Annotated in this window: 30 protein-coding genes; 10 read left to right on the top strand and 20 right to left on the bottom strand. The window is 71.2% G+C overall.

Going from position 1 to position 23264, the window contains the following annotated elements:
• Positions 1–53 precede the first annotated feature (53 nt).
• From HZS55_RS20185 to HZS55_RS20205, 5 genes are all read right to left on the bottom strand, one after another.
• Positions 54–317 (bottom strand): DUF7553 family protein, encoded by a 264-nt coding sequence (locus HZS55_RS20185; protein WP_179909337.1) that lies wholly within the window; start codon positions 315–317, stop codon positions 54–56.
• Positions 318–371: 54 nt separating this feature from the next.
• Positions 372–680, bottom strand: coding sequence for a hypothetical protein (locus tag HZS55_RS20190; RefSeq protein WP_179909338.1), 309 nt, complete (start codon positions 678–680; stop codon positions 372–374).
• A gap of 172 nt (positions 681–852) precedes the next feature.
• Positions 853–1491 carry an NAD(P)-dependent oxidoreductase gene (locus HZS55_RS20195; RefSeq protein ID WP_179909339.1) on the bottom strand — a complete coding sequence of 213 codons (639 nt, stop codon included), beginning with the start codon at positions 1489–1491 and terminating at the stop codon, positions 853–855.
• Positions 1492–1632: 141 nt separating this feature from the next.
• Positions 1633–2037 (bottom strand): universal stress protein, encoded by a 405-nt coding sequence (locus HZS55_RS20200; protein WP_179909340.1) that lies wholly within the window; start codon positions 2035–2037, stop codon positions 1633–1635.
• Positions 2038–2142: 105 nt separating this feature from the next.
• Positions 2143–2703, bottom strand: a complete 561-nt coding sequence (locus HZS55_RS20205; protein ID WP_179909341.1) for an NAD(P)/FAD-dependent oxidoreductase — start codon at positions 2701–2703, stop codon at positions 2143–2145.
• A 193-nt stretch (positions 2704–2896) separates the two neighbouring features.
• On the opposite strand from HZS55_RS20205, the gene HZS55_RS20210 reads away from it, so the two are divergent.
• The 5 genes from HZS55_RS20210 to HZS55_RS20230 all read left to right on the top strand — a co-directional run bounded on the left by HZS55_RS20210 (position 2897) and on the right by HZS55_RS20230 (position 7850).
• The gene (locus HZS55_RS20210) at positions 2897–3526 is read left to right on the top strand and encodes a TetR/AcrR family transcriptional regulator (RefSeq protein ID WP_179909342.1); all 630 of its coding nucleotides are present in this window, start codon (positions 2897–2899) and stop codon (positions 3524–3526) included.
• Between the two features lie 178 nt (positions 3527–3704).
• Complete coding sequence (locus HZS55_RS20215) at positions 3705–5564, top strand: outer membrane protein assembly factor BamB family protein (protein WP_179909343.1); 1860 nt, start codon at positions 3705–3707, stop codon at positions 5562–5564.
• Positions 5561–5884 carry a hypothetical protein gene (locus HZS55_RS20220; protein WP_179909344.1) on the top strand — a complete coding sequence of 108 codons (324 nt, stop codon included), beginning with the start codon at positions 5561–5563 and terminating at the stop codon, positions 5882–5884. The genes HZS55_RS20215 and HZS55_RS20220 overlap by 4 nt, the downstream gene beginning before the upstream one ends.
• Positions 5881–6786: a hypothetical protein gene (locus HZS55_RS20225; RefSeq protein ID WP_179909345.1), complete on the top strand. Its 906-nt coding sequence runs from the start codon at positions 5881–5883 to the stop codon at positions 6784–6786. Before HZS55_RS20220 ends, HZS55_RS20225 begins: the two co-directional genes overlap by 4 nt.
• A gap of 56 nt (positions 6787–6842) precedes the next feature.
• Positions 6843–7850 (top strand): alpha/beta hydrolase, encoded by a 1008-nt coding sequence (locus HZS55_RS20230; RefSeq protein ID WP_179909346.1) that lies wholly within the window; start codon positions 6843–6845, stop codon positions 7848–7850.
• Between the two features lie 9 nt (positions 7851–7859).
• On the opposite strand, the gene HZS55_RS20235 is transcribed toward HZS55_RS20230, so the two are convergent.
• Genes HZS55_RS20235 through HZS55_RS20245 form a run of 3 tightly spaced genes read right to left on the bottom strand, consistent with a single transcriptional unit; the run spans position 7860 to position 8881 of the window.
• Positions 7860–8378 (bottom strand): stage II sporulation protein M, encoded by a 519-nt coding sequence (locus HZS55_RS20235; RefSeq protein WP_179909347.1) that lies wholly within the window; start codon positions 8376–8378, stop codon positions 7860–7862.
• Positions 8379–8380: 2 nt separating this feature from the next.
• Positions 8381–8575, bottom strand: a complete 195-nt coding sequence (locus HZS55_RS20240) for a hypothetical protein (protein WP_179909348.1) — start codon at positions 8573–8575, stop codon at positions 8381–8383.
• A 12-nt stretch (positions 8576–8587) separates the two neighbouring features.
• A complete protein-coding gene (locus HZS55_RS20245; RefSeq protein ID WP_179909349.1) occupies positions 8588–8881 on the bottom strand; it encodes a hypothetical protein in 294 nt (97 codons plus the stop codon).
• Positions 8882–9032: 151 nt separating this feature from the next.
• On the opposite strand from HZS55_RS20245, the gene HZS55_RS20250 reads away from it, so the two are divergent.
• Positions 9033–9668: a Yip1 family protein gene (locus HZS55_RS20250; protein WP_179909350.1), complete on the top strand. Its 636-nt coding sequence runs from the start codon at positions 9033–9035 to the stop codon at positions 9666–9668.
• 26 nt (positions 9669–9694) lie between these two features.
• Here HZS55_RS20250 and HZS55_RS20255 read toward each other — a convergent pair whose 3' ends face one another.
• The 3 genes from HZS55_RS20255 to HZS55_RS20265 form a co-directional block, all read right to left on the bottom strand.
• The gene (locus tag HZS55_RS20255; RefSeq protein WP_179909351.1) at positions 9695–10813 is read right to left on the bottom strand and encodes an NADH:flavin oxidoreductase/NADH oxidase; all 1119 of its coding nucleotides are present in this window, start codon (positions 10811–10813) and stop codon (positions 9695–9697) included.
• Positions 10814–10907: 94 nt separating this feature from the next.
• Positions 10908–11438, bottom strand: coding sequence for a GNAT family N-acetyltransferase (locus tag HZS55_RS20260; RefSeq protein ID WP_179909352.1), 531 nt, complete (start codon positions 11436–11438; stop codon positions 10908–10910).
• Positions 11439–11501: 63 nt separating this feature from the next.
• Positions 11502–11774, bottom strand: coding sequence for a DUF7571 family protein (locus HZS55_RS20265; protein ID WP_179909353.1), 273 nt, complete (start codon positions 11772–11774; stop codon positions 11502–11504).
• A 142-nt stretch (positions 11775–11916) separates the two neighbouring features.
• Between HZS55_RS20265 and HZS55_RS20270 the strand changes: the two genes are divergently transcribed.
• Positions 11917–12573, top strand: coding sequence for an HAD family hydrolase (locus HZS55_RS20270; protein ID WP_179909354.1), 657 nt, complete (start codon positions 11917–11919; stop codon positions 12571–12573).
• 55 nt (positions 12574–12628) lie between these two features.
• Here the strand turns inward: HZS55_RS20270 and cruF are convergent, their stop codons facing one another.
• From cruF to HZS55_RS20285, 3 genes are read right to left on the bottom strand one after another with little or no spacing between them, the layout of a single operon-like run.
• Positions 12629–13552, bottom strand: a complete 924-nt coding sequence (gene cruF / locus HZS55_RS20275; protein ID WP_179909355.1) for a bisanhydrobacterioruberin hydratase — start codon at positions 13550–13552, stop codon at positions 12629–12631.
• Positions 13542–14432, bottom strand: a complete 891-nt coding sequence (locus tag HZS55_RS20280; protein WP_179909356.1) for a prenyltransferase — start codon at positions 14430–14432, stop codon at positions 13542–13544. The genes cruF and HZS55_RS20280 overlap by 11 nt, the downstream gene beginning before the upstream one ends.
• 15 nt (positions 14433–14447) lie before the next feature.
• Positions 14448–16001, bottom strand: a complete 1554-nt coding sequence (locus HZS55_RS20285) for a phytoene desaturase family protein (RefSeq protein ID WP_179909357.1) — start codon at positions 15999–16001, stop codon at positions 14448–14450.
• Positions 16002–16128: 127 nt separating this feature from the next.
• Between HZS55_RS20285 and HZS55_RS20290 the strand changes: the two genes are divergently transcribed.
• Both HZS55_RS20290 and HZS55_RS20295 read left to right on the top strand, forming a co-directional pair.
• Positions 16129–16815 (top strand): SDR family NAD(P)-dependent oxidoreductase, encoded by a 687-nt coding sequence (locus HZS55_RS20290; protein ID WP_179909358.1) that lies wholly within the window; start codon positions 16129–16131, stop codon positions 16813–16815.
• 97 nt (positions 16816–16912) lie between these two features.
• Positions 16913–17791: a ZIP family metal transporter gene (locus tag HZS55_RS20295; RefSeq protein WP_179909359.1), complete on the top strand. Its 879-nt coding sequence runs from the start codon at positions 16913–16915 to the stop codon at positions 17789–17791.
• A gap of 326 nt (positions 17792–18117) precedes the next feature.
• On the opposite strand, the gene HZS55_RS20300 is transcribed toward HZS55_RS20295, so the two are convergent.
• Positions 18118–18576 (bottom strand): SHOCT domain-containing protein, encoded by a 459-nt coding sequence (locus HZS55_RS20300; protein ID WP_246308312.1) that lies wholly within the window; start codon positions 18574–18576, stop codon positions 18118–18120.
• Between the two features lie 147 nt (positions 18577–18723).
• On the opposite strand from HZS55_RS20300, the gene HZS55_RS20305 reads away from it, so the two are divergent.
• Positions 18724–18984, top strand: a complete 261-nt coding sequence (locus HZS55_RS20305) for a MarR family transcriptional regulator (protein ID WP_179909360.1) — start codon at positions 18724–18726, stop codon at positions 18982–18984.
• Positions 18985–19020: 36 nt separating this feature from the next.
• Here the strand turns inward: HZS55_RS20305 and HZS55_RS20310 are convergent, their stop codons facing one another.
• The 5 genes from HZS55_RS20310 to HZS55_RS20330 all read right to left on the bottom strand — a co-directional run bounded on the left by HZS55_RS20310 (position 19021) and on the right by HZS55_RS20330 (position 23073).
• On the bottom strand, positions 19021–19344 hold the full coding sequence (locus HZS55_RS20310) for a transcription factor S (RefSeq protein WP_179909361.1): 324 nt from the start codon (positions 19342–19344) through the stop codon (positions 19021–19023).
• 96 nt (positions 19345–19440) lie between these two features.
• Positions 19441–20121: a hypothetical protein gene (locus tag HZS55_RS20315; protein ID WP_179909362.1), complete on the bottom strand. Its 681-nt coding sequence runs from the start codon at positions 20119–20121 to the stop codon at positions 19441–19443.
• 4 nt (positions 20122–20125) lie between these two features.
• Positions 20126–21055 (bottom strand): hypothetical protein, encoded by a 930-nt coding sequence (locus HZS55_RS20320; protein ID WP_179909363.1) that lies wholly within the window; start codon positions 21053–21055, stop codon positions 20126–20128.
• A gap of 123 nt (positions 21056–21178) precedes the next feature.
• The gene (locus HZS55_RS20325; protein ID WP_179909364.1) at positions 21179–22021 is read right to left on the bottom strand and encodes an RAD55 family ATPase; all 843 of its coding nucleotides are present in this window, start codon (positions 22019–22021) and stop codon (positions 21179–21181) included.
• An 83-nt stretch (positions 22022–22104) separates the two neighbouring features.
• A complete protein-coding gene (locus HZS55_RS20330) occupies positions 22105–23073 on the bottom strand; it encodes a beta-ribofuranosylaminobenzene 5'-phosphate synthase family protein (RefSeq protein ID WP_179909365.1) in 969 nt (322 codons plus the stop codon).
• Positions 23074–23264 lie beyond the last annotated feature (191 nt).

Genomic DNA, 23264 nt, shown 5'->3' on the forward strand with positions numbered 1-23264 from the left:
TCACCGGTTCCCACCGCGCCTGCGGCGCGCGGTCGGCCGCCGAAGCGAGGGCCTTAGACGCCCTCGACGGTCTCGCGGAAGGCGACGACCGACTCGTGGGCCGACCGGACCTGCTCGGTCACGTCGGAGTCCTCGAGGTCGTTGAGCGCGTTCTCGATGCGGGCGAGCCGTCCGTGGTCGGGGTCGCGGTCGCGCGTTGCGAGGCTGTCGAGCTGGTCGGCGAGGCTTTCGAGGCGCTCGGCCGCGTCGCCGTCGCCGGTCGCGTCGGCCGCCGATTCGAGGGTGGCGCTCGCGTCAGCGAGGTTCTCGCGTGTCATAGTCGGGGCTTCTCGGCTCCCCCTCCTAATCCTTGCGGAGACCGTCTTCGGCGGTCAGCGCTCGTCGGCGGCCGCGCGGCGTCGATCGGACTCGGCGTGGAAGGCGAAGAAGCCGAGGAAGAACGTACAGAGCGCGACCGGGAGCCACATCGCGACGAAGACCTCCACGACGGGGCGGATCTGGTCCAGGCTCGCCTGCGGAACGCCGGGCACCGTCCCGTGGAGCGACCAGGCCAGCGACTGGAGCGCGCTCATCAGCCAGAACTCGCTCGTCCTGGCGAGTATCCAGACCGCGAGCGCGAGGAGCGTCGCGGCCTGCCAGAACTCCCAGTCGTCCGGCAACCAGCGGGGGATGGAGGGCATCGATAGGTGCCCACCGTTTCGCGCATCGAGGGAATCAGTCTTGTGGCCGCGAGACCGCGGTCGAAAACGGGGGGAGCCGGGACCGCACCGCGGGCGGCGCGGGACCGCCGTGCCAGCGGGACCCCGCGCCGGAGAACGGGAGCGTGTGGCCGCGGACGGACAGCCTCGTTCGTCAGTAGCCGACGCCGAGGTGCGCGTGGACGGCGTCGCCGTCTTCGAGTTCGTCGGCGACGGCGACGGCGTAGTCCTCGCAGGTGATGTAGGAGTCTCCCTCGTCGTCGACGACGAGTTCGCCCTCGGCGGTGCGGTAGTCGCCGGTGCGCTCGCCCGGCTCGATGATGCCCGGCGGGGCGAGATACGACCACTCGACGTCGTCGGCCTCGCGGACGACCTCGAAGGCGTCGATGTGGGCCTGGGCGAGCGGGACGAGCTCGTCCGGGAAGTCCTCGGTCTCGACGAACTGGGTGTCCTCGGCGACGTAGAGGCTGCCGGCGCCGCCGACCCACAGCAGGCGGTCGGTCCCGCTCTCGCGGAGCCCCGACAGGACCGCCTCGGCCATCGCGACGAGGATGTCCAGGTCGGCGTCCTCGGACGGGCCGAGCGCCGAGATCACGGCGTCGTGGTCGGCCGCGGCGTCGGCGACCGCGTCGGCGTCGGTCGCGTCGAGCGCGAGTGTCTCGAAGCCCTCGCGGTCGACGCCGTCGACCGCGCCGCTACGGGAGGTACCCGTCACCGCGTGGCCGCGGTCGAGGAGTTCGTCTGCGATACGCTGTCCGATCATGCCGCTCGCACCGAGTAGGAGTACGTTCATGGTGGTGTCTCCGTGACTTCCGTCACGCGTCACTCGGACCGAGGGACCCCACCCTCATAGGCGCTCGCGGACGTGCGAGTAATCGGGGGACGCGAGTGTAACCGGCCGATCTCGCCCGGCACCGAGCGCTCCCGGCGCGCCCTACGATTCGACCAGCGGGATACAGCGCACCGGCCGGTCGGTCCCGAGCAGGAGGTTCTGGCCGGTCGAGCCGAAGACGACCTTCCCGACCGGGGTCCGCTTGCGGATGCCGACGACGAACTCGTCGGCGTCGACCTCCTGCGCGAACGTCATCAGGTCCTCGACGGGTTCGTTGCCCCGGACGAACTGGTGGGTCTCGACGGTGACCGGCACGTCGACGAGGGCGTCGACGACGGCCTCGACGGCCGCCTCGCCGGCGCGCACGTCCTCGCCGCTGGTGTCGTCGCCGCCCTCCAGGGAGTTGACGACGTAGACCGTGTCCTCCGGTTCGACGACCCGCTCCAGGTACGCCGACAGCGCCTCGCTCGATTCGACCGTGTCCGTTCCGACCACGAGTTCGGTCATGGCGGTACGTTCACGGACGACAATTATAAATCCGGGCGGTCGAACGGGCGCGCTGACGGGCCAACGGACGGGCGGAAGGGCGACGAGCGGGGGGAAGGGGCCGACCTACAGGTCGGGCACGTCCGACGGCATGTCGAAGTCGTGGTAGTACTCGCCTTTCTCCGTCGAGAGGATGTCCAGCACGGCGGCGGCGCCGTCGCCGGCGGCGATGACGGCCTGCCACTTCTCGGCGCGGCCCATCGCGCCGGTGGCGTAGACGCCCTCGACGGAGGTTTCCATGTCGACGGTCACGTCGACGACGTCCTCGTCGGTGAACTCGCAGCCGAGGTCCTCGGCCAGCTCGCGGTCGCCGCCGGTCGCGAGCACGACGTAGTCGGCCGCGTACGCCTCGTCGTCGGTGTGGACGGCGAAGCCGTCACCGTCTTCCTCGACGGCCGTCACCTCGGCGTCTTCGAGGTCGGCGCCGCGGTCTTCGACCTGCCCCCGCGTGACTTCGAGGAACTCGTCGCCGCTGATGCTCCGGATCGCCGGGTAGTTGAACAGATGCGCCTTGTGCATCCACGACTCGTCGGTGTCGAAGACCACGGTCGACAGGTCGTTTTTCGCCGCGTACAGTCCTGCGCTCAGGCCGGCGGGGCCGCCGCCGACGACTGCTACGTCTACCATACTCTCACTTGAGGACCGCCGCGGGTTAGGTTTTACCATCCCGTAAAAGGCGGCAACGATGGCCGATACTCGGCTGTCGTCGTCGTCGTCGGGGTCGGAGGTCGGGGGTCGGGGGACGCCGGTCGCGTGGCCGTTCGAGCGAGCCGGTCGACCGTCGCGAACAGTATAAGTACCGGAGTGGTCGAGTTGTGGTATGAGCAGTTCCGACGAGTCGGTGTCGTCGAAGGACACGCGGGAGGTCATCATGGAGGCGACCTTCCGGGCGCTGAGCAAGCGCGGCTACGGCGACCTCCGGATGCGCGACATCGGCGAGGAGATGGACCTGACTCGGCAGGTCATCCACTACCACTTCGAGGGGAAGTACGACCTCCTGTCGTCGTTCCTGGAGTACGTCATCGAACAGTACGAGGGCGGCGTCGAGGTCGACGCCGACGCCGACCCGGTGACCGAACTGGACGCCCGGGTCGAGCAGTGCCTGTTCGGCCCGGAGTTCGAGGAGTTCTCCCACTGGGAGCGCATGAAGGTCTACCACGAGCTGTACGCCTACGCCCAGAACGACGAGCGCCACCGCGAGGTGTTCGACGAGCACTACGAGCGGATCAGAGGCAGCATCGTCGAGGTCGTCGAGGACGGCATCGAACAGGGCGTCTTCCGCGAGGTCGACGCCGACCTCGTCGGGCAACTGATCACCGACGTGATCCACGCCGCCCGCGGCCGCCGCATCTCGCTCGGCCACGAGGACGCCCCCGAACAGGCCCGCCGGGCCGTCGACGAGTACATCGTCGACTCGCTGCTGGTCGACGGAGCGGTCGGCCACGCCTGAGGGCGCGACGGTGTTCGGCGAGCGACCTGTGGGGGCGACCGTCCAGGCGGTGGTCTCTCGTGGTGTCGGCGCGGCCGCGGGTTCCCCGACCGCCGGGTGACGCACGGCCCACGGCCGCACTGGCCCGAGGACCGCCGTTTCGCCACGCTTAATCGATGGGCTAGACGAATAGGGTGACATGGCTGAAAGGTGGGACCCGAGTCGGCGTGACGTGCTCGCCACGGCGGTCGGCCTCGCGGGCGGTGTCGGCGCGAGCGGGGCGGCGACCGGGGCGGACACGGGACGCTCGTCAGAGACGCCTCGAGCGGTCGCGGGCGAACGGGCGACCGACAGCGCCGGGGACGGCCGCTGGCCGAGTCACCGGTACGACGGCGGGAACGCGGGACACAAGTCCGGCGTCGACCCGACGGTCGAGGACATCGAGGTCGGCTGGTCGGTCGGCGGCGAACGCGACCGGGTCGCCGGAGAGGGCGTCGCCATCGCGGACGGGACTGCCCACGTCGTCGACGACGACCGGACGCTCCGGGCGGTGGACCTCGAGACCGGCGAGGTGACGTGGCAGGCGGGTTTCGACGCCGACACCGTCAGCGTCCCGACGGTCACCGAGACGAAGGTACTCTGTTACGCCGACCGCCTCTGGGCGTTCGAGATCGGGACCGGCGCCGTCGAGTGGCGCGGCGAACCCGCCGGGGATCGCACGAACGGCTCGCCCGCGGTGGTCGGCGGCACCGTGGCGGTCCTCGCGTCGGCCACCGTCACGGCCTACGACCTCTCGACCGGTGAGCGCCAGTGGGACCGGACTATCGAGGGGTCGATGGGGCAATCTAACTTCATCGCCGCGGACGGCGACCGGTTCTACGCCGGCGTCGACCGCGACCCGTCGGACGACTACGAGGGCGAGTCCGTCGTCGCGCTCGACCCGTCGGACGGGTCGGTCGTTTGGTCCGGCGGCCCGACGAGCGAGCTCTTCGGTCCGATCGCCGCGGACGGGGCGGTGCTGTACGGGCTCGACGGCCAGGACGGCCCGTACTACAGCGGCGTCGACATCCTGTACTGTGTGGAGGCCGACTCGGGCGAACACCGGTGGGAACTGGAGGTCGACCACGACGTCGGCCTGTCGATTCCGGTGGTCGTCGACTCCCGGGTCGTCCTCGGCGTGGGCGACGAACTACACGCGGTCGGCCTGGAGAGCGGCATCACCCGGTGGGAACACGCGGCCAGCGTGAGCCCGTCGTTCGCGGCCGGCGACCTGCTGTTCTGCGGCGGGTTCGGGACCGGCCTCGACGTCCACTCGGCCGAGAACGGAGAGCGCGTGACCCAACTGGCGAGCGACCTGCACGTCTGGGGCGACGGCGGCGGGTACGCGGACGGGACGCTCGTCGTCCCGGCCGAGAGCGGGACCTACGCAATCGGCGAGTTCAACGACCCGCCGTCGGCGGCGTTCGACTACGAGCGGCCCGCCTACGCCGGCCGCGAGACCCAGTTCGACGGCACCTCCTCGTCGGACGGCGACGGCTCCGTCGAGCGCTACGAGTGGGACTTCGACGCCGACGGGGAGTTCGAAAAGACGGGCGAACGACCGACCCACGCCTTCGACCTGCCCGGCGAGTTCGAGGTGACGCTGCGGGTCACCGACGACTTCGGCGCCACCGACGTCACCACGGAGACGGTCGTCGTCGAGCGCGCTCCGACGGACACGCCCACCGACACACCGACGCGGACGCCGAACGACTCCCCGACGCCGACGGACTCGCCGACCCCGACCGAGGCGTCGGCCGGCGGCGCGACGGGGACGCCGGCCGCGGGCGGCGACGGCGCGGCGACGACACCGACGAGCGGCGGTGTCGTCGCGGGCGGCGGCACCGAGGCCGGTGGCGGCGCGAGCGGGTCGAACGCGATCTCGCCGTCCTCGGGCGGCGGCGGTCCCATCGGTGGGGACGCGCCGACGCGGCTCGCGGTGTTCGTCGCCGCGATCAGCGCCGCGCTCTCGACCGCGTACGTCGCGCTGCGGCGGCTGAACGACGGGGGAGAACGGTGACCGGCGCGCTCGCCGCGGTGAGTCCCGGCGACCTCCTCGCGGGGTACGGCCCGGCCCTGCTGTGGGCGGGGTTCGCGGCGCTGGCCGTCGGCGGCGGCCTGCTCGTCGTCGCGGCGCTGGAGGCCCGGGTCGGGCTCTCGGCGCTCCCCGCGGCCGGCGTCGGCGGCGCCGTCGGCCTCCTCGCCGTCGTCGCGCTGCTGGCCGTCCCGCTCGTCCGGACGGCGCTCGCGACCGCCGCGCTCGCCACGGCCGTCAGCCTCGTCGTCGTCCTCGGCGTGGTCGTCGCCGCGGAACTCGCCACGGTTCCGGTGTCGTCGTGACGGGAGTCGTCGTCGGCGCGGGAGCGATCGACCGCCCGCTCCAGATCGGCGTCCTCCTCGACTTCCCGCCGCTACTGGCGCCCGCCACCATCGGCGTCGGCATCCTCCTGCTGACGGTGTGGTTCGTCGCCGACCGGTTGCTCCCCGCGCTCGGCCTCGACGGCGGTCCGGCCTCCGAGACGGTGCTCGTCGCCACGCTCGTCGTCGGCCTGTTCACGACCGCGCTCGGGGCCGCCGCCACCACCGACGCGGTCTGGGCGGTCGCGCTGTTGCTCTTCCTCGTCGGCCGGGGCGTCGAGGGCGCCGTCTTCGTCCGCTTGCTCCGGAAACTGGCGGCGTACGCCCGCAAGGCGGCCCTTTGGCTCCTCGGCCTCCTCGACCGCGGCGGCGCCCGCGGTCGGTCGAGCGGGGGCGGGGCTCGGCGCGCCGCCCGGTCGTTCGCCGAGAAGCTCGTCAGGAAACTGCTCTACCGGCTGGTCGCGCTCGGGTTCCTCCTGGTCGCGGTCGGTGCAACGGTCGTCCTCGCGGCGACCGCCGTGGACTTCGGCGGCTACACGATACCGCAGGTGTACGCGCTGGTCGTCGGCACCTCGGCGCTGTTCGCGCTCGCCTGGAACATCCGGCCGGCGCTGGACCGCCTCGGCCCCCTGCCGTTCGGCGGCGTCATCTGCTGCGTGGTCGGCGCGGAGGTGTACAACTTCCCGACCGTCGGACTCGCGCCGACGGCCGTACAGAACGCCCTCGAAGCGGGCGACCGACTTATCGCGGTGTCGTTCCTCGACTTCGGGGACGTGCCGACCGAACTCGCCGTCGTGGTCGTCGGCATCGGCGCCTACGTCCTCGGCGCGGCGTTCGCGGCGATCGTCGTCGTCAAAAACGACCGGCGGACGGCCCGCCGGTAACCGCCGATCCGGGCGAGAGCGGTACGTTGTTGACGGGACGCCCCGTATCGGCGGGTATGGCGAGCGAGGGGCTCCTCCGACCCGAGACGGACGACGACGACGACGGACCGCGACTGGCGACCGACGAACCCCACCCGGACGTGCAGTCGGTGCTGCGCTCGCGGCGCTGGCTCCGGCCGGTCGCGCTGTCGACGCTGGGCGCCCGCGGCGCCCGCCTCCTGGCGAAACTCGGTCTGTGGCTCCAGGACGACGACCCGCCCGCGGTCGGTGACGTGACCGACCTGACGGTCCCCGGTCCCGACGGCGCGATCCCGGTCCGTCGGTACCGACCCGCCCGATCGGGACCGTACCCGACGGTCGTCTTCTACCACGGCGGCGGGTTCGTGCTCGGGGACCTGGAGAGCCACGACCACCTCTGTCGGCGGCTGACCGTCGAGAGCGGCTGCGAGGTCGTCGCGGTCGACTACCGCCTGGCGCCCGAATACCCGTTCCCCAAACCCGTCGAGGACGCCTACGCGGCGCTGGAGTGGGCGGCGGACGACCCGCCCGCCCTGGACGGTGACGGAGGGCTGGCGGTCGCCGGCGACAGCGCCGGCGGCAACCTCGCGGCCGTCGCCGCCCTGATGGCCGCCGAGCGCGGGGGGCCGGCCCTGGACTACCAGAGCCTGGTCTACCCCGCCGTGGGGACCCGCGAGGAGCAGGCCTCGATGCGGGAGTACGCGGGCTACGTCCTCACCGAGGACGACCTCCGCTGGTTCGACCGCTGCTACTACGGCGGGGAGATCCACCGGCGCAACCCCTACGCCGACCCCTCGCGGGCCTGCGACCTGTCGGGCGTCCCGCCGGCGACGGTCGTGACCGCGGGGTTCGACCCGCTGCGGGACGGCGGGATCGCATACGCCCGCCAGCTGGTCGGCGACGGCGTCTCGGTCCGCTTCCGGAACTACCCGGACATGGTCCACGGGTTCGTCGGGATGCTCTCCGAGAGCGAGGGCGTGGCCCGCGCGCACGAGGCCGTCGCGGATATCGGCGCGGACCTGCGGACGGCGCTGGACCGGGCGTGAAACCGCCGGTCAGACGGCCGCCGCGACCGCGGGGGTGACGGCGGACTCGACCCAGGCGGCAACGACGAGCAGGGCGAGCGCGAGCAGAAATCGCTCCAGGCTCTCGACGACGGCCGAGCGCCGCAGCAGCGTCTCCTGGGTGCCGGTCAGGTACTGGACCACCTCCGCGGGCAGTCCGAGCCCCGCCGCGCCGGCGAGCACGAACGCCGGTAACTCGAAGACTCCGTGGGGCGCCACCAGCATCACCGACCGAATGACCCGTTCGCTGGCGGCGACCGCGTAGCCGATGATAAATCCGTTGTAACAGAGCGTCACGGCCGTCGCCACGCCGAACGTGACGCTCCCGGCGTACAGTATCGCGGCCACCGTGGCGTTGCGCGAGAGGAAAAACCACGCGGACCGCTCGCCGACCGACGGAACGGGCACCGGCGTCGCCGTCCGCGAGAGAGCGCCACCCACGAGGAGTCCGAGGAAAAAGAGCGCAGCCGACGCCGCGAGCGGCCTGTCGAGACGTGCCGTCCTCGACACGGTCAGTCGGCCCGCCAGTAGATGGCGGCGCCCGCCGCGACGAGTCCGGCGACGACCACCGGGATCGACGCGACGGCGACCGTTCGCTCGACCGTGACGTAGTCGGACGCGACGTAGACGCCGGCGGTCGCTAGCGCGCCGGCCAGGATCGCGACGCTCGCGGCGTGTCGTTCGGTGCGTGCGTCTGTGTGACTCATTGCGGTGAGTCGTCAGGCACCCGCGGCGACTACCAGACCCGCGCCGCCGGTGACCGCACCGGCCAGCGCCAGGCCGCTCAGCGACGACGCGCTGATACCGGCGCCGACGACGGCACCGGTCCCGGCCGAAGCGCCGCCCGCGGCCGCGCCGCTATCGGTGACGTAGTACGCCGCGTGGAGGAGCCCATCGGTCACTCCCCCGAAGGCGACGGTCGCGACGACCCCGCCGATGGCCAGCGCGGTCAGAATCGCGACGAGTTTGTCCTCCGATACATCGAACTGCTTTGCGTTCACGTTCGCGTTCATACGGGGTATCACCCACTGACGTGTGTTTCACCCATCACAATAAAGTCATTGGTGTTGAATGTATTTTAAAAATACTATAGGTAGAGTGTGATTAAACGGCGATTACATGACATTCGTAAATACTTTATTTACGTCACTCGACCGGTCCGGTGTGATCCGAGGGCTCCTCAGTGACCCGGACGACTTCTTCGCTCGCCAGTCCGCGGACCCGAGCTTCGCGGCGCCGGTCGCCGTCGTGTTCGTCGCGGGCGTCGCGATCAACCTGAACACGGTGCTGGTGTTACCGGCGCTCGCGGAGTCGCTCTCGGGGCGGAGCGAGACGATCGCACGCGTCGTGACGCTCGTCGGGGCCGCGGGGGGAACGCTGGGGATCTTCGGACTGTGGTTCATCTACGCTGGGACGTTCCACACGATTTCGGTCTACTTCGACGGCGACGGCCGCTTCCGGACGCTCTTTCTCCTCACCGGGTGGGGCTTTCTCCCGCTGGTCCTGCAGGGAGTGTTCGGTGCGGCGATGTTCCAGTACACCCTTCAGCACGTGACCGTGCCCCAGGACCCCGCGCAGTTCGACTCGTTCGTCGGGGGGTTGAACGACCGACCGCCGCTGTTGGTCAGCTCCGCCACGCGGCTCGTCTTCCTGGCGTGGCAAGCGGTACTCTGGACGTTCGCCGTCAGTCACGGTCGTCGACTGAGCGTCCGAGAAGCGCTCGCCACCGTCGGTCCGGCGGTGTTCGTGACCCTGGCGGTCAACGTCCACAGCGTCGCCGGCGCAGTGCTCGCCGGGTGAGACGCCGGCGGCACTGCGGTCGAGTCTCAGAACCCGAACGCCCGGCGGTACTGGGGCGGCCCCGAGACCTCGTCGGTCGCGTCGAGTGCGTCGGCCGCCCGGAGCCCGAAGTACGGGTCACGGAGGAACTGCCGGCCGACGATGGCCAGGTCGGCGCGGTCGTTGGCGACGACCGCCTGGGCCTGCTCGGGCGTCGTGATCCCGCCGACCGTCCCGACGGCGATATCGCTCTCGGCCCCCCCGCAGACCGCCTCGGCCAGCGGAAGCTGGTAGTTCGGGCCGGTCTGCTCGGGCCACGAGCCCGGCGCGATGCCGCCGCTGGACACGTCGATCAGGTCCGCGCCGATCCCGGCGAGGCGGTCGGCCAGGCGCGCCGACTGCTCGGCGGTCCACGACTCGCGGTCGTCGAACCAGTCGGTGCCGGAGATCCGGACGAAGACGGGCTTGCCCTCGGGCCAGACCTCCCGCACCGCCTCGGTGACCTCCCGCGTGAGGCGGGTGCGGCCCTCGAAGTCGCCGCCGTAGTCGCCCTCGCGGTGGTTGGTCACCGGCGAGAGGAACTCGTGGAGCAGGTAGCCGTGGGCGGCGTGGACCTCGGCGACCTCGAAGCCGGCGTCCCGGGCGCGCTCGGCGGCCGTCCTGAACGAGTCGATCACCTGCTCGATGTCGCCCTGGTCCATCTCGCGGGTCGGCGGCGCGTCGACGCGCTCGCCGTCGTCGTCCTCGTAGGGCCACGGGGTCCCGCTCGGACCGACGACCTCCCAGCCGCCGTCGTCGGGGTACAGCGGCCGGCTGCCCTCCCACGGACGGCTCTTGGAGGCCTTGCGGCCGGCGTGGGCCAGCTGGATGCCCGGGACGGCGCCCTGTTCTTTCACGAATCGCGTCGTCCGGGCGAGCGCGTCGGCCTGGTCGTCGTTCCAGATACCGAGGTCTTCGGGCGTGATCCGGCCGCGCTTCTCGACGGCGGTCGCCTCGGCCATCACGAGGCCGGCGCCGCCCACCGCCCGCGAACCGAGGTGGACGTGGTGCCACTCGGTCGCGCGGCCGTCGCGGGCCTCACAGGAGTACTGGCACATCGGCGAGACCATCAGCCGGTTCGGTATCGTGGTGTCCCGGAGTTCGAGCGCGTCGAAGAGATCCGTCATCACCCGGCCTAGCGACTGCCTGTTCAAGTATCGTCCGCCCGCCGCGTCGCTTTCCGGTTTCTCGATCGGGGCTGTCGGCCCGTGGACGCCGCCGTTATCCCTCCCACTCCTCGCGCAGGACGGCGTACACGTCCCGATCGACGTACTCCCCGTCGACGAAGTCGTCGTCGCGCTTGGTGCCCTCGTGGACGAACCCCAGCTTCTCGGCGACCCGTTTCGAGGCCTCGTTGTCGGCGTGAACGGTGGCGGAGATCCGGTGCAGCCGAAGCTCCTCGAAGCCGTGGTCGAGGACCAGCCGTGCGGCCTCCGTCGCGTAGCCCTCGCTCTGGTGGTCGGGGTGGACCCAGTAGCCGAGGTTGGCCCACCCGCGGCGGTCGTCGATTGGCGCCAGCGACACGTCTCCGACCGGCTCGCCGTCGTCGCAGATCAGCAGCTCCACGGCGTCGTCGCCGGCCATCCGGTCGAACAGCTCCGACTCGTAGGCCTCGCCGCTGACCGGCGTGTCGGGGCCGGCGGTCCGGCGAACGCTCGGGTGGTGTGACCCCTCCTGATGGAAGTTCATGTCCTCCGCTTCGACGGTCCGCAGTTCGACCGTCTCGCCCTCGATGAAGACCGGTCCTGGCATGGCGCAACCGTCGCGGCCCGTCGACAAAAATTCGAGTGTCGGGACCGGCCTTCGGGGCCGCCGTCAGGTCGTCGATGGGGGCTCGGCGTGCCAGCCGGGGTCGCGGCCCGTCCGTTCGATACGGTCGGACCGGCACGCCGGGCAGAAGTCCGGTCTGGCGTCCGCGCTCCGGGGGACGTAGACCGCGCCGCCGCACTCCACGCACGCGTCGTCGGCGATCGTCACGCAGTCGCCACAGACGTTGAAGTCGTCGACTGTCAGCTCTCGCAGGGGTTCGAGTTGTTTGTCCAAGGTGTACTCGTCGATGACCGCCTGACAGTTTTGGCACGGTTTCATTGCGATACATACTCACACATGAGACAGTGTCACATAGTTCTACCGCCGTCGCGGTATTTCGCCGGTGGTCCGCCACAGGGGTCGTTCCCAGCGACGGATCTGCGGTCGCAAGCTCTTTAGCCGCGGGCGACGCAGAGGGACCATGACCTACGATACCGTCGTGTTCGACAACGACGGTGTCCTCGTCGGCCGAACGCGGTTCGACGTCCTCCAGGAAGCGACCGAGGAGACGTTCGCGCAGTTCGGTGTGTCCGACCCGGACCCCGACCACGTCGAGGACATGACGATCGGAGCGACCCCCGAACAGGTGAACAGCGTCTGCGATACCTACGGCTTCGAGCCGACGGAGTTCTGGCGCACCCGCGACAGCACGGTCTCGGGCGCACAGCAGGACGAGGCCCGGGCGGGACGGAAGACGCCCTACGGGGACATCGACACGCTGACGAACCTCGACGTCGCGACGGGGATCGTCAGTTCGAACCAGCAGGAGACGGTGGATTTCCTCCTCGACCACTTCGAGATCGGGCGGCACTTCGACACCGCCTACGGCCGCGAGGCGACCGTCGAGAGCCTCACGCTCCGGAAGCCGAACCCCCACTACATCGAGCGGGCGCTCGCTGACCTGGACGCCGAGTCGGCGCTGTTCGTCGGCGACAACGAGTCCGACATCGTCGCCGCCGAGAACGCCGGCATCGACTCGGCGTTCATCCGCCGGCCCCACCGGAGCGACTGGGACCTGAACGTCTGGCCCACCTGGGACATCGACTCGCTCGACCGCCTCCACGACATCTGCGGCTGACGGGTCGGCGGGACCGCCGGCCGGTGCCGCGTCGTCGTTGCAGGGTTCCGAGTGACTACGTCGCCCACCGCGGTCGCGTCGGCACGTCGAAGCGGTCGGTGACGACCAGACCGGCGGCGAACAGCCCCGCGAGCGCGACCGGGACCCAGTTGCCGAAGGCGGCGTTGACGCCGCCCCAGAGGATCACGAAGCTCACCATGTCGTCGAGCATGAACGGGCAGTCGTCCAGCCGCGCGAGCAGCGCCTCCCGGTCCAGCCCGAAGTCGAAGGCGCCGACGGCGACAGTCGCCGAGAGGACCCAGCCGGCGTAGTTGCTCCAGGGGACACCGTAGAAGGCGCCGCCGCCGTCGTACGCCCAGAAGCCCAGCGCGACCGCGCCCGGGTCGAGCACCAGGTCGATCCCGACCACCGTCGCGACGACGACCGGGAGCCGGACCCACGGCGAGCGCGCCAGGTCGCCCAACAGCAGGAGACAGAGCAGGTAGCTGTTGAGGACGAGCGGGAAGAAGAAGACGGGCAGGGCGAGCGGGACGCCGCCGAGCATCGGGCCCAGCGCGACGCCGTACTCGAAGGCGCCGTAGGGCCACCCCGTCGTGACGCCGACGAACTCGATACCGTAGGCGTAGGCCGCGAGCGCGACCAGCGCGAGCGTCGCCTTTCGGTCGACCAGCGGTGCGACCCCCGCCACGAGCGGCAGCCGCATCACGACGACGCCGACGAGGACGAGCCAGGGGTTGAACGCCAGCGCCTCGGGGAGCCAGGCGAGCCGGGTCGCGAGCGCCGCGGGGAGCGCCGCGACGGCGGGGGCGAACCAGCCCAGGGCGCTGGCGAGCAGGAGGACGGCGCCGGTGACGGGGAAGACGACCGCGATGGTGAAGCGATTGGTCCGGACCAGTCGATCCAGGCGGGCCTCGACGCGGTCGCGGTCGAGCGCCCCGGCGGTGGGCCAGCCGGCCGACTCGACCCAGTCAGGCGCCATCGACGATCACCCAGAGGCCGCCCATCGTCAGGAGCGTGCCGACGGCGGTGTTGAGGAGCGGGAACCACCAGTAGGCGCGGTCGACCGACACGTCGGTCAGCGCGACGGCGGCGGTGAACACGGGGTAGACGGCGAGCAGGCCGCCCCAGTAGGGGTGGACCAGCCAGAAGACCGCCGCGGCGGCCGCCCAGACGACCGCGCAGTAGGCGTAGGTCCACCGCTCGCCCAGCAGCGTCGCGGTCGTCTCGATGCCCGCGGCGCGGTCCGGTTCGATGTCCGGGACCGCCGAGAAGGTGTGCATCGCCATCGTCCACAGCCACGCGCCGGCGACCGCCAGCGCCGGCGGGAACGCGCCCGCGACGGTCGCGTACGCCACCACGCCCGGGAGGACGTACAGCCCGTTCGACAGCGAGTCGAGGACGGGCGTGGTCTTGAACCGGAACGGCGGCGCGCTGTACTGGACCGACAGGGCGAGGAAGGCCAGCATCGCGAGGACCGCCTCGGTCGGCAGGACCGGCAGTATCGCGACCCCGAGGACGCCGCTCGCCAGCACCGCGGCGACGACGGCGCGACTCCCCCGGTAGCGGACCTCCTTGTCCGCTTTCTTGGGGTTCTCCTCGTCGATGTCGGCGTCGAACACGTCGTTGACGCCGTAGAGGAAGACGTTCGCCGGGAGCAGGAAGTACGCGGCCAGCGCGACCGTCAGCGGCGTGAACAGCGCCGCAGTCGTGCGCGCGGCAAAGACGGTCCCGACCATCACCGGGCCGGCCAGGTACAGCCAGAACCGCGGCCGCGAGAGCCGGAGGAGATACCCGACGGTGGTGTCGGGGGGCGCGAGCGCGCCGAGGCGAGCGGTCAGCGAGGCCATCGCGTCGGGCATACTCGGTCGAGCGGCTTAGTTCACGTCCTCGACGAGCGCCTGTGCGGTGTGCTGGCCGCTGATGAGACACATCGGGACGCCGATTCCGGGCGTCGTGAACGAGCCGGTGAAGTACAGTCCGTCGACCGCATCCGAGCGGTTCGGCGGCCGCAGCAGTGCGGTCTGGGGAAGGGTGTGGGCCAGCCCCAGCGCCGTCCCAGCCGTCGCGTTGTAGCGGTCGACGAACTCGGAGACGCAGAACTCCTCCTCGAAGACGATGCGGTCCCGCAGATCCGTCCCGGTGTGCTCGGCCACGTCGTCGAGGATCTGTTCGCGGAACCGCTCGCGCTGGGCCGGCGAATCCTCCAGCCCGGGCGCGATGGGTACGAGGACGAACAGGTTGCTGTGGCCCTCGGGCGCGACGGTGTCGTCGGTCTTCGAGGGGACACAGAGGTAGTAGGCGGGTTCGTCGGGCCAGCCGGGCTCTTCGAATATCTGGTCGAAGTGGGGGTCCCAGTCGTCCGGGAGCACCAGCGTGTGGTGAGCGAGTTCGGGCACGTCGCCCTCGACGCCGAGATAGAGGAGGTATGCCGAGGGGGCGTAGGTGCGGTCGTCCCAGTAGTCGGCGTCGTACTGGCGTTCGTGCTCGGGCAGCAGCTCCTGCTCGGCGTGGGCGTAGTCGGCGTTGACGACCACGCGGTCCGGTCGGCGCTCTTCGCCCGCATCGTCGACGACGAGGAAGCCCCGCTTGCGGCGGGTGATCTCCTCGACTTCGACGCCGGTCTCGAAGCTCACTCCGAGTTCACGGCAGAGGTCGACGAACGCGTCGACGACGACGCCGATGCCGCCCGGGTGGTTCCCGTCCTCGTCGGCCTCGTTGGCCACGGGGTAGTACACGCCCATGTTGAAATCGACGTGACTCATCATGTTGTACAGCGCCGGCGTGTTGCGGGGCGAGCCGCCCAGGAACACCAGCGTGTACTGCATGATCTGCTTGAGCTTGGGGTTCTCGAAGTACCCGTCGACGTGGCTCTGCATCGACCGCAGGAGTGTGAGCCCCACGGGCGCGGCGCGCATCACGTCCAGGTCGACCCAGTCCCGGAGCGAGGAGCGGTCCTCGTAGACGAACTTGTCCATCGCCGTCTCGTAGTGGCGTTCGCTGGTCGCGAGGTACTCGTCGAAGGCTTCGCCCGCCCCCGGCTCGATCGACTCGAACAGCTCGCGGTTTTTCGCCCGGTCGGCGGCGATGTCGACCCGCTCGCCGTCGCCGGCACCCACCCCTTCGCCCTTGAAGAAGACCCGGTAGTGCGGGTCGAGCCGTTCGAGGTCGTAGTAGTTGCCCGGGGCCTTCCCGAAGTGGCCGAAGAAGCGCTCGAACACGTCGGGCATGAGGTACCACGAGGGACCCATGTCGAAGCGAAAGCCCTCGGCTTCGAGGCGGCTGGCGCGGCCGCCCAGCTGGTCGTTTTTCTCCACGAGCGTCACGTCCGCGCCGGCGTCGGCGAGGTACGCAGCCGTCGAGAGACCGCCGACGCCGCCGCCGACGACCGTTACCGACTCGCCGTCCGCCCGTCCCGATAGCCCTGCCATTACCCGCTTGTGGGTGCCCACGACTGAAAAAGGGGGTGCCCAACCGGTGCGGTCGGCGGGTCGCGCGCCGCTCGCCCGCCGTCGCCTCGTCGGGACGCTCATGACGGACCGGTCCCAACGGCGCGGTATGGACGGAGCGACGGTCGTCGTCACGGGCGGAACGCGGGGGATCGGCAGGGCGACGGTCGAGGCGGTCGCCGACGCGCGCGCACACGTCGTCACCTGTGCCCGCGACGCCGACGCGCTCGACGACCTCGCCGAACGGATCCGCGCGTCGGGCGGGACGATCACGACCCAGCGGGCCGACGTGCGCGACGAGTTCGACGCCGAGCGGCTACTGGAGACCGCGGCCCGCGAGGGCGGGGCCGTCGACGCCGTCGTCGCCAACGCCGGCGTCTACCACGGCGACGCCGGCGAGACGCCGATCGACCGCGAGTCCTACGCGGCGTTCGACGACACGATGCGGACGAACGCCCGCGGCGTCTTCGCGACGTTTCGCGAGGCCCGGCCCCACCTCGCCGACGACGCGCGCCTGCTCGCGCTCTCGGGCGGAATCGCGCGCGAAGCCCGCGCGGGCTTCGGCGCCTACGCCGTCTCGAAGGCCACAGTCGAGGCCGTCGTCCGCCAGTTCGCCGCCGACACCGAGTGGCCGGCGGCCGTCGTCGACCCCGGCGCCGTCGCCACCGACCTGACGGGCGGCCGCGGTACCGACCCCGAACGGGCCGCCGATCTGGTGGTCTGGGCCGCCCGCGACGCCGACCCCGACCGACTCGACGGGAGCGTCCTCGACCGCCGCGCCATGCGCGAGGCCTGATACCCGTCGACCCCCACCGCCCGCTCTCGGCCGCTCTCCGGCCCGTTCGTCTCCCGAGCGACAGCCTTATTAACATCAACTTCCGTGTTGCTAAACGATGGGTATTAACGAACCTTCTGATGTTAATAACGAGACGGGACGGCTCTCGCCGGTCGGCGGCGCGGGCGTCGCGCTACTGCTGGTGCTGTCGGTCGTGGCGGTCCTGGCCGAGACGTGGAAAGTGCTGATCGTGGGGTGGGTGGCGTTCGCGGCGATGGCCGCGGGGGCGTATCTCGGCGCGCGAGCGACGGAGACGGACCCCCAGCGGCTCGTGTGGGGCTACGGCCTGGCCAGCGGCGCGATGGTGACCAGCGCGGCGATGTTCCTGGTCCCGCAGGCCATCGGCATCGCCGGCAACGGCGGTATCGCGCCGCAGATCGGTGGTATCGGCATCGCCGCCGGGATCGTCGTCGGCTACAGCGGCCACGTCGTCGGCCACCGGCTCACCCACCGCGACCTCCCGATGGACGTGACGACCGCCCAGATCACCGCCCACGCGCTCTCGGCGGGCCTGATCATCGGTCTCGTCTACGGCTCGATGCCGACGCTCGGCCTGCTGCTCGGTCTCGCCATCGTCTCGCACAAGGGCCCCGCGGGCTACGCCGCCGCGCGGCGCCTGCGCCGCAGCGGCAAGCCGGTCTCGGCGCTGCTCCTCCCGGCCGCCGGCGTCGGCATCACCGCCGTCCCGACCGCGGCGCTCCCGGTCCCCGAGATCGCGACGCTCAACGCCGTCGTCTTCGGCTTCGCCGCGGGTATCTTCCTCCACATCGCCATGGACTTCCTCCCCGTCTGCGACGCCGGCTCCGAGATCGACGAAGTGTGCTCGCTCCACGAGGAGTCCCACGACCTCCTGGACCGACTGCGGATCCACGCCGTCGGCAGCACCGTCGTCGGCGCGGCGGTCGTCGTCGTCGCCTGGGTCGCGGTCTCGCCGTAGGTCTCGACGCCGGTGAACTCGAACCGCGCGCCCCCGGCCTCGAACACGCGCTCGCGGTCGGCCTCGGGGATCCCCGGGCCGTCGCGACCGTCTCGACGGCGAAGTCGCCTCGCCCGTCTCGGCGGCGGCCAGACCGCCGGACTCGGGGTCGTCGACGTAGAGGACTCGGATCGAGTCCGGTGACGACCGACTCGTCAACGTTCCAGCGAACAGACCGATTATAACGGTCTGGGAGTATCAGCCGGAAAAACGGCCTCCCCCGGCGCCGCGCGGCAGGAGAGACCCGGCGCCGCGCGGCAGGCGGGGTCCGGCGTCGGGCCACCGACTCACTCCCGCTCGCGCTCGCGTTGGCGGTCGGCCGACAGGTCGACGCCGGCCCCGGCGGACCCGGTCGGGTCGACCCCCTCGGGGACCTCGACGCCTTCCGTCTCCAGCAGGCGTTCGAGTCGGCGCTCGAACTCGACGTCGTCGATCTCGCCGGCCGCGTAGCGCTCCCGGAGCCGCTGGAGGGCGTCGTCCTCGCCGTCGCGTTCGTCGCCGCGAGGTGCGCCGGTCGTTCGGTCCCGCTCGCGTCGCTCGCCGAGGTGCTCCCGCAGGTCGACGTGCTCCGAGAGGATCCCCAGCACCGGCACGAGGAGGAACCACCCGACGATGGCGACGACGGCGGCCGCGTTCCCGCCGACGAAGATGGCCGCCAGGGCCGCGAGCGGGAGCGTCGCGACCGCGACGATCCCGACCAGCGCCTCCATGGGGTCGTCCGTCCCCCCGTTCGGTTCGTCGCTCATGTCCGACGATACCGCCCCGGGCGCCATAATTTCCGGGGACGACCGCGTCCGGTCGGCGGGCCCACGAACGGGTCCAGCCGCCGAACGAGCGCATCCGGTCACCGACCGAGCCGATAGCGATATGCTCTCGGCCGGCGTACAGACGTTATGCCAATCAGTATCGACCAGTTCGAACAGACGCCCGAGCAGCAGCTCCGCCCGCCCGCGGCCGGCTCCGAGAACGCCGACCGCGTGCTCGCCTACCTCACCGAGCGCCGCGAGGAAGCGTTCACGCCGGCGGAGATCTGCCAGGGTACCGGCGTCCCGCGCGGCAGCGTCGGCGTCGTCCTCGCGCGGCTCGAAGACCGGGGTCTGGTCCGCCACCGCGGCGCCTACTGGACCGTCAGCCCGAAAGCGACCGCGCGATAGCGGGCGGCCGCCCGCCGTCTGCGGGTCGATCCCGGATCAGTTGTACTCGCGCCAGCGGTGGCCACACTCCGTACACTTGAAGAATCGCGTCGGCGGCTCGTCGGCGGAGCCGGTCTGTTTGATCGTGTACCAGGCGACGCCGTTGCCGCAGTCCTCGCAGGTGACGCTCTTGTCTTTGGGTTTGCCCTCGAAGTTCGCGCCCTCCTCGGTCTCGACGACCTCCTCGCCGGATTGCTCGGCGGTGCTGACGAACCGGTCGGCCAGGTCGTCGTCCTTCCCGACGGTGGCGCCGCAGCTCTTGCAGACCATCTCGTCGCCGTCGGCGTGCATCATCGAACCGCAGTCGTCGCAGAACTGCATGGTACCACGCCCGTTGACCGCCCGGGCGTAAGTATACCTCGCTCTCCCACAGCCGCCGCAGGGTCGTCGTTCGGCAGCTCAGTTCGTCGCCGCCTGTCAGGCGTCCTCTTCGAGGTCCCGACGCTCCTCGACGACCGGGCAGTTGCTCACCTGGACGCGGTCGACGTCGACGAACGCCAGGATGTCGGTGCCCTCGTGGCCGCAGGTCACGTCCGGGGGGCGCGAGAAGTGCTCGCACCCCTCGCAGTAGCCGTGTTTCGACACCGTGACCACGTCGTCCTCCTCGCCCTCGGCGGGTGCGCCGTCGGCGTCCCCGTCGCTCGCGCCGGGCTCCGCGGTGAGCCGCTCCCACACCTCGTCGGGGTCGATCCCCTCGACGCCCGACCGCTCGAAGGCGCTCGCCGACGACTCGAAGGGGTCCTCGTCGGACACGGTCACGTCCGCGAGCGGGTCCTCGCTGCGCTCGTCGACCCGTTCCGCCTCGTCGGTGGCATCGACCCGTTCGCTCCCGCTTCGGTCGCCCATGTACTCGAAGGGGTCGGGGTCGACCGCGTCGGCCGTCCCGCCCGCGGGGTCGCGTTCGCCCGCGGACGTTCCGATGTCGTCTTCGCCGCCCGCCGGTCCGGCGTCGTCGCCGTCGGGGCCGTCGGGGCCGTCGCCGAGGGAGTCGAAGGGGTCGCCGTCGCGCTCGCGGTACTCGCCGAACGACTCGAAGGGGTCGCCGCGGCCGTCTTCGGCGCTCTCGTCGGAACCGTCGGTGTCGGGGTCGTCGCTCACGATATCAGCTCCCGTCGGCGGCGTCGGGGACGTTCGAACGGTCCGTCTCGTCCCCGGCTTCCAGCTTCCGCGCGACGGTCAGCTTCGGCTTGCCGAACAGCCCGCCCGGCAGCGCCACGTCGCTGACGGTCGCGTCGCAGTGGGGGCACTTGGGCTCGTGCAGCAGCGCGATGTCGACGGCCTGCGAGCAGTTCTCGCAGACCGCCCGGTCCACGTCGAGCTCCGCCGCGGTGGCCTTCAGCCGGTCGATGGCGTCGGTGCCCGTCGAGCGGGCCTGCTCGGCCTCGCGGAGGTCGCTGACCACCCAGGCCACCGTCCGCAGGCGCTCCTCGACCTCGTCGAGCCGGTCGGTCGCCCGCTCGATCTCGCTCACGCGGTCGTCGAGGGCGTCGACTCGCTCCTCGGCGGCGGCCGCGTCCGCGGTCGCCTCGTCGACTCGCGATTCGAGGGCCGAGAGCGACGACTCCAGGTCGTCGACGGCCGTCGAGAGCGTCGCGAGCTCGCCGAACTCCGGGTGGGTGTGGTCGGCCTCGGCCTTGCCGTCGGCCTCCCGTTTCACCTGAACGACCCGGTCGCGCACGTCCTGTATCTTGTCGGTGAACTCCGCCTCGACGCGGTCGATCTCGGCCGACAGGCCCTCCTCGACGGCGTCGAGGTCGCCGCCCCCGCCGTCGACGCGCTCGGCGACGGCGTCGGCGATGTCGGGCAGTCGCTCGGCGATCACGTCGCGTACTTCGTCCTCCACGTCGGTCCCCAGCGCGGCGGTCACGTCCTCGTCGCCGAACTCCTCGGCGGCGCGGTAGGACGCGAGTAACTGGACGACGACGGCCTCCCGGTCGACGTCGAGGTCGGCGGCCTTCCGGTCCAGCCAGGCCTCTACGTCCGCGGGCAGGGTCACGGACACGCCGGCGTCGTCCGACGACTCGCTCGCCATTAGTTCCTCTTGACGGGAGTAAGCAGTTAAGGGTTTGCCACCGGTTCTCGAAATTCGAACTGGCGGACCCGACCGATACCGCCCCTCGCGGCCGTTCTCCGGCGGATCGCGGACGGGATCCCGTCAGCGGATCTTGCGCACGTCGCTGATGTCGAAGCCGCCGTCGCCGACCTCCGTCTCGAACTGGACGATGTTCTCGTCGTCGATCCCCGAGAGGACGCCCCGGAACTGCTTGACGACGAGCGTGCGCGCGCGAGTGGAGCCGCCGCTGGCCCACTCGAACTCCAGGGTGCCGTCGACGCCGTCGACGAGCTGGCCGTACTCGGTCGACGAGACGGTCTCCTGGTTGAGGTGGACGAGGATGACGCCGTTCCAGCGGTCGGCACCCTTCTGGAGGCCCTTGACCAGAAAGGCGATGTCCGTCCAGTCGAGGTTCTGGTCGCGGCCGGCGGTGCTGACGAGGTCGCTGATCGAGTCGATGACGACTAGGTTGCCCGGGGCGTGTTCGCTCAGCCGGCTGCCGAGTTCGCCGAGGATGTCGTCCCGTTCCTGGCGCGCTCGCAGGTCGCGGATGTCGGCGGTCGCCTCGGCGTACCAGTCCCGGGGGACCGGGCTCTGGTGGAAGTACTGCTCGGAGAGGTCGTGGTAGCGGACCGCCTCCATACCGGCGTCGACGATGTCCGTCTCCATCGTGGTCCGCACCTCGCTCTCGAAGCACTCGCGGCTCTCGGTGAACGAGATGAAGTGAACCTCCCCGGGAGGGTTCGCGTTCGCGGCCAGGTCGCCGTAGTAGAGGTCGTGTAACTCCGAGTCGGTCTCGGCGAGGGCGTTCAACAGCGTGCTCGTCTGGAGGAACTCCCGCGACCCCGCGCCGCCCTCGCCCGCGACGAGGACGACGCTGCCCGTCGGCGCGCCGCCGCCGAGGGTCGTGTCGAGCTGGCGGACCCCGAAGGGTATCCGGTCCATGCGACCACCATTCTCTCCCGCCCGTTTACCTGTTGCGCCGCCATTCTCGCTCGCTGAAACGGTGGGTCGGCGCTTGGCAGGTGTCAGTCGTCCGCGACCGTCGCGCCCTCGTCGCGCGGGCGAGCGACGACGACGCGTCCCCCGTCCGCCGCGTCGGACAGCGCCGCCCGCGCCGCGTCGGCCACCTCCGGCGCGTAGTCGGCGTCGGTCAGCGCGTACACCGTGGGTCCCCACGAGGACTGGCCGGCGCCGGCGACCGCCGGGTGGTCCGAGAGAGCGTCGATGATCGCCCCCGCGGGCGGTCGGTAGACGCCGCCCTGTTCGTCGGCGTACCAGGCGCCGTTGAGCCGGCCGAGCCGGGCGATCGCGTCGCCGAACGCCGCCCGGTCGCCCGTCGCGGCCGCCGGGAGCAACCCCTGGGTGACAACCAGCGCGATCTCCTCGGCGATCCCCGGGTCGGCGCGCTCGACGACCGAGCGCATGCTCGCGTCCTCCTCGTCGCCGCTGCGGCCCGGGCCCGCCTCGGGGATCGCGAGGACGAACCGCCAGGAATCGGGCAGGTCGTGGCGCGCGACGACCGGCGGGACCGCCCACTCGCCCTCCGCGGGCGGCGCGGTGGTGAACCGCTCGGTCGGGTGGCCGCCGTCGACGACGAACCCGCCCGACTCGAAGGTCGCGACGCCGATGCCGCTGCGACCGCCGCGTCCCAGTGTCGGCGCGCACTCCCGCGGATCCACGTCGATGTCGTAGGCGCCGGCGACGGCGACGAGCGCGGCGAGCGCGAGCTGGGTCCCGCTGCCGAGGCCGGCGTGGCGGGGGAGTCGCTCGTCGACGCGGACGGTCGCCCCGGGCACGTCGAGGTGGTCGACGACGCGCTCGACGTAGGGCCGCGCCGCGTCGTCGTCGCAGTCGACGGCCTCGGCCCGTTCGGCGCGCAGGTCGAGTCGCGGTTCGGCGAGCGCGAGGCCGACGCCGCCGTAGAGGCGTTCGTGTGCCAGCGAGAGGTTCTGGAAGCCGACGTGGACGCGCCCGCCGACCGTGACTCTGGTCATGCCGTCACCGAAGTCGCCCCGCTCCTACGGCCTTTCGACAGCGGCCGTCGTCGCCGGAGCCCGGGACGGCCCCGCCGGATCCCGGCCGGCGCCGCCGCTGGCGCCCCGAGCGTCGCCGGTCTCCTCACGGCGTCTGGCTTCCGACGAATCGGCCGCGAACGGCCGTATCGGGTGGATAAGCCGTCATTTAC

The sequence above is a fragment of the Halosimplex rubrum genome, assembly GCF_013415885.1.
Taxonomy (GTDB): domain Archaea; phylum Halobacteriota; class Halobacteria; order Halobacteriales; family Haloarculaceae; genus Halosimplex; species Halosimplex rubrum.

Excerpts from the sequence above, each read along its gene's own strand:
- HZS55_RS20185 (WP_179909337.1), bottom strand. The coding sequence starts at position 317 with ATGACACGCGAGAACCTCGCTGACGCGAGCGCCACCCTCGAATCGGCG.
- HZS55_RS20190 (WP_179909338.1), bottom strand. The coding sequence starts at position 680 with ATGCCCTCCATCCCCCGCTGGTTGCCGGACGACTGGGAGTTCTGGCAG.
- HZS55_RS20195 (WP_179909339.1), bottom strand. The coding sequence starts at position 1,491 with ATGAACGTACTCCTACTCGGTGCGAGCGGCATGATCGGACAGCGTATC.
- HZS55_RS20200 (WP_179909340.1), bottom strand. The coding sequence starts at position 2,037 with ATGACCGAACTCGTGGTCGGAACGGACACGGTCGAATCGAGCGAGGCG.
- HZS55_RS20205 (WP_179909341.1), bottom strand. The coding sequence starts at position 2,703 with ATGGTAGACGTAGCAGTCGTCGGCGGCGGCCCCGCCGGCCTGAGCGCA.
- HZS55_RS20210 (WP_179909342.1), top strand. The coding sequence starts at position 2,897 with ATGAGCAGTTCCGACGAGTCGGTGTCGTCGAAGGACACGCGGGAGGTC.
- HZS55_RS20215 (WP_179909343.1), top strand. The coding sequence starts at position 3,705 with ATGGCTGAAAGGTGGGACCCGAGTCGGCGTGACGTGCTCGCCACGGCG.
- HZS55_RS20230 (WP_179909346.1), top strand. The coding sequence starts at position 6,843 with ATGGCGAGCGAGGGGCTCCTCCGACCCGAGACGGACGACGACGACGAC.
- HZS55_RS20240 (WP_179909348.1), bottom strand. The coding sequence starts at position 8,575 with ATGAGTCACACAGACGCACGCACCGAACGACACGCCGCGAGCGTCGCG.
- HZS55_RS20245 (WP_179909349.1), bottom strand. The coding sequence starts at position 8,881 with ATGAACGCGAACGTGAACGCAAAGCAGTTCGATGTATCGGAGGACAAA.
- HZS55_RS20255 (WP_179909351.1), bottom strand. The coding sequence starts at position 10,813 with ATGACGGATCTCTTCGACGCGCTCGAACTCCGGGACACCACGATACCG.
- HZS55_RS20260 (WP_179909352.1), bottom strand. The coding sequence starts at position 11,438 with ATGCCAGGACCGGTCTTCATCGAGGGCGAGACGGTCGAACTGCGGACC.
- HZS55_RS20265 (WP_179909353.1), bottom strand. The coding sequence starts at position 11,774 with ATGAAACCGTGCCAAAACTGTCAGGCGGTCATCGACGAGTACACCTTG.
- HZS55_RS20270 (WP_179909354.1), top strand. The coding sequence starts at position 11,917 with ATGACCTACGATACCGTCGTGTTCGACAACGACGGTGTCCTCGTCGGC.
- cruF (WP_179909355.1), bottom strand. The coding sequence starts at position 13,552 with ATGGCGCCTGACTGGGTCGAGTCGGCCGGCTGGCCCACCGCCGGGGCG.
- HZS55_RS20280 (WP_179909356.1), bottom strand. The coding sequence starts at position 14,432 with ATGCCCGACGCGATGGCCTCGCTGACCGCTCGCCTCGGCGCGCTCGCG.
- HZS55_RS20285 (WP_179909357.1), bottom strand. The coding sequence starts at position 16,001 with ATGGCAGGGCTATCGGGACGGGCGGACGGCGAGTCGGTAACGGTCGTC.
- HZS55_RS20290 (WP_179909358.1), top strand. The coding sequence starts at position 16,129 with ATGGACGGAGCGACGGTCGTCGTCACGGGCGGAACGCGGGGGATCGGC.
- HZS55_RS20295 (WP_179909359.1), top strand. The coding sequence starts at position 16,913 with ATGGGTATTAACGAACCTTCTGATGTTAATAACGAGACGGGACGGCTC.
- HZS55_RS20300 (WP_246308312.1), bottom strand. The coding sequence starts at position 18,576 with ATGAGCGACGAACCGAACGGGGGGACGGACGACCCCATGGAGGCGCTG.
- HZS55_RS20305 (WP_179909360.1), top strand. The coding sequence starts at position 18,724 with ATGCCAATCAGTATCGACCAGTTCGAACAGACGCCCGAGCAGCAGCTC.
- HZS55_RS20310 (WP_179909361.1), bottom strand. The coding sequence starts at position 19,344 with ATGCAGTTCTGCGACGACTGCGGTTCGATGATGCACGCCGACGGCGAC.
- HZS55_RS20320 (WP_179909363.1), bottom strand. The coding sequence starts at position 21,055 with ATGGCGAGCGAGTCGTCGGACGACGCCGGCGTGTCCGTGACCCTGCCC.
- HZS55_RS20325 (WP_179909364.1), bottom strand. The coding sequence starts at position 22,021 with ATGGACCGGATACCCTTCGGGGTCCGCCAGCTCGACACGACCCTCGGC.
- HZS55_RS20330 (WP_179909365.1), bottom strand. The coding sequence starts at position 23,073 with ATGACCAGAGTCACGGTCGGCGGGCGCGTCCACGTCGGCTTCCAGAAC.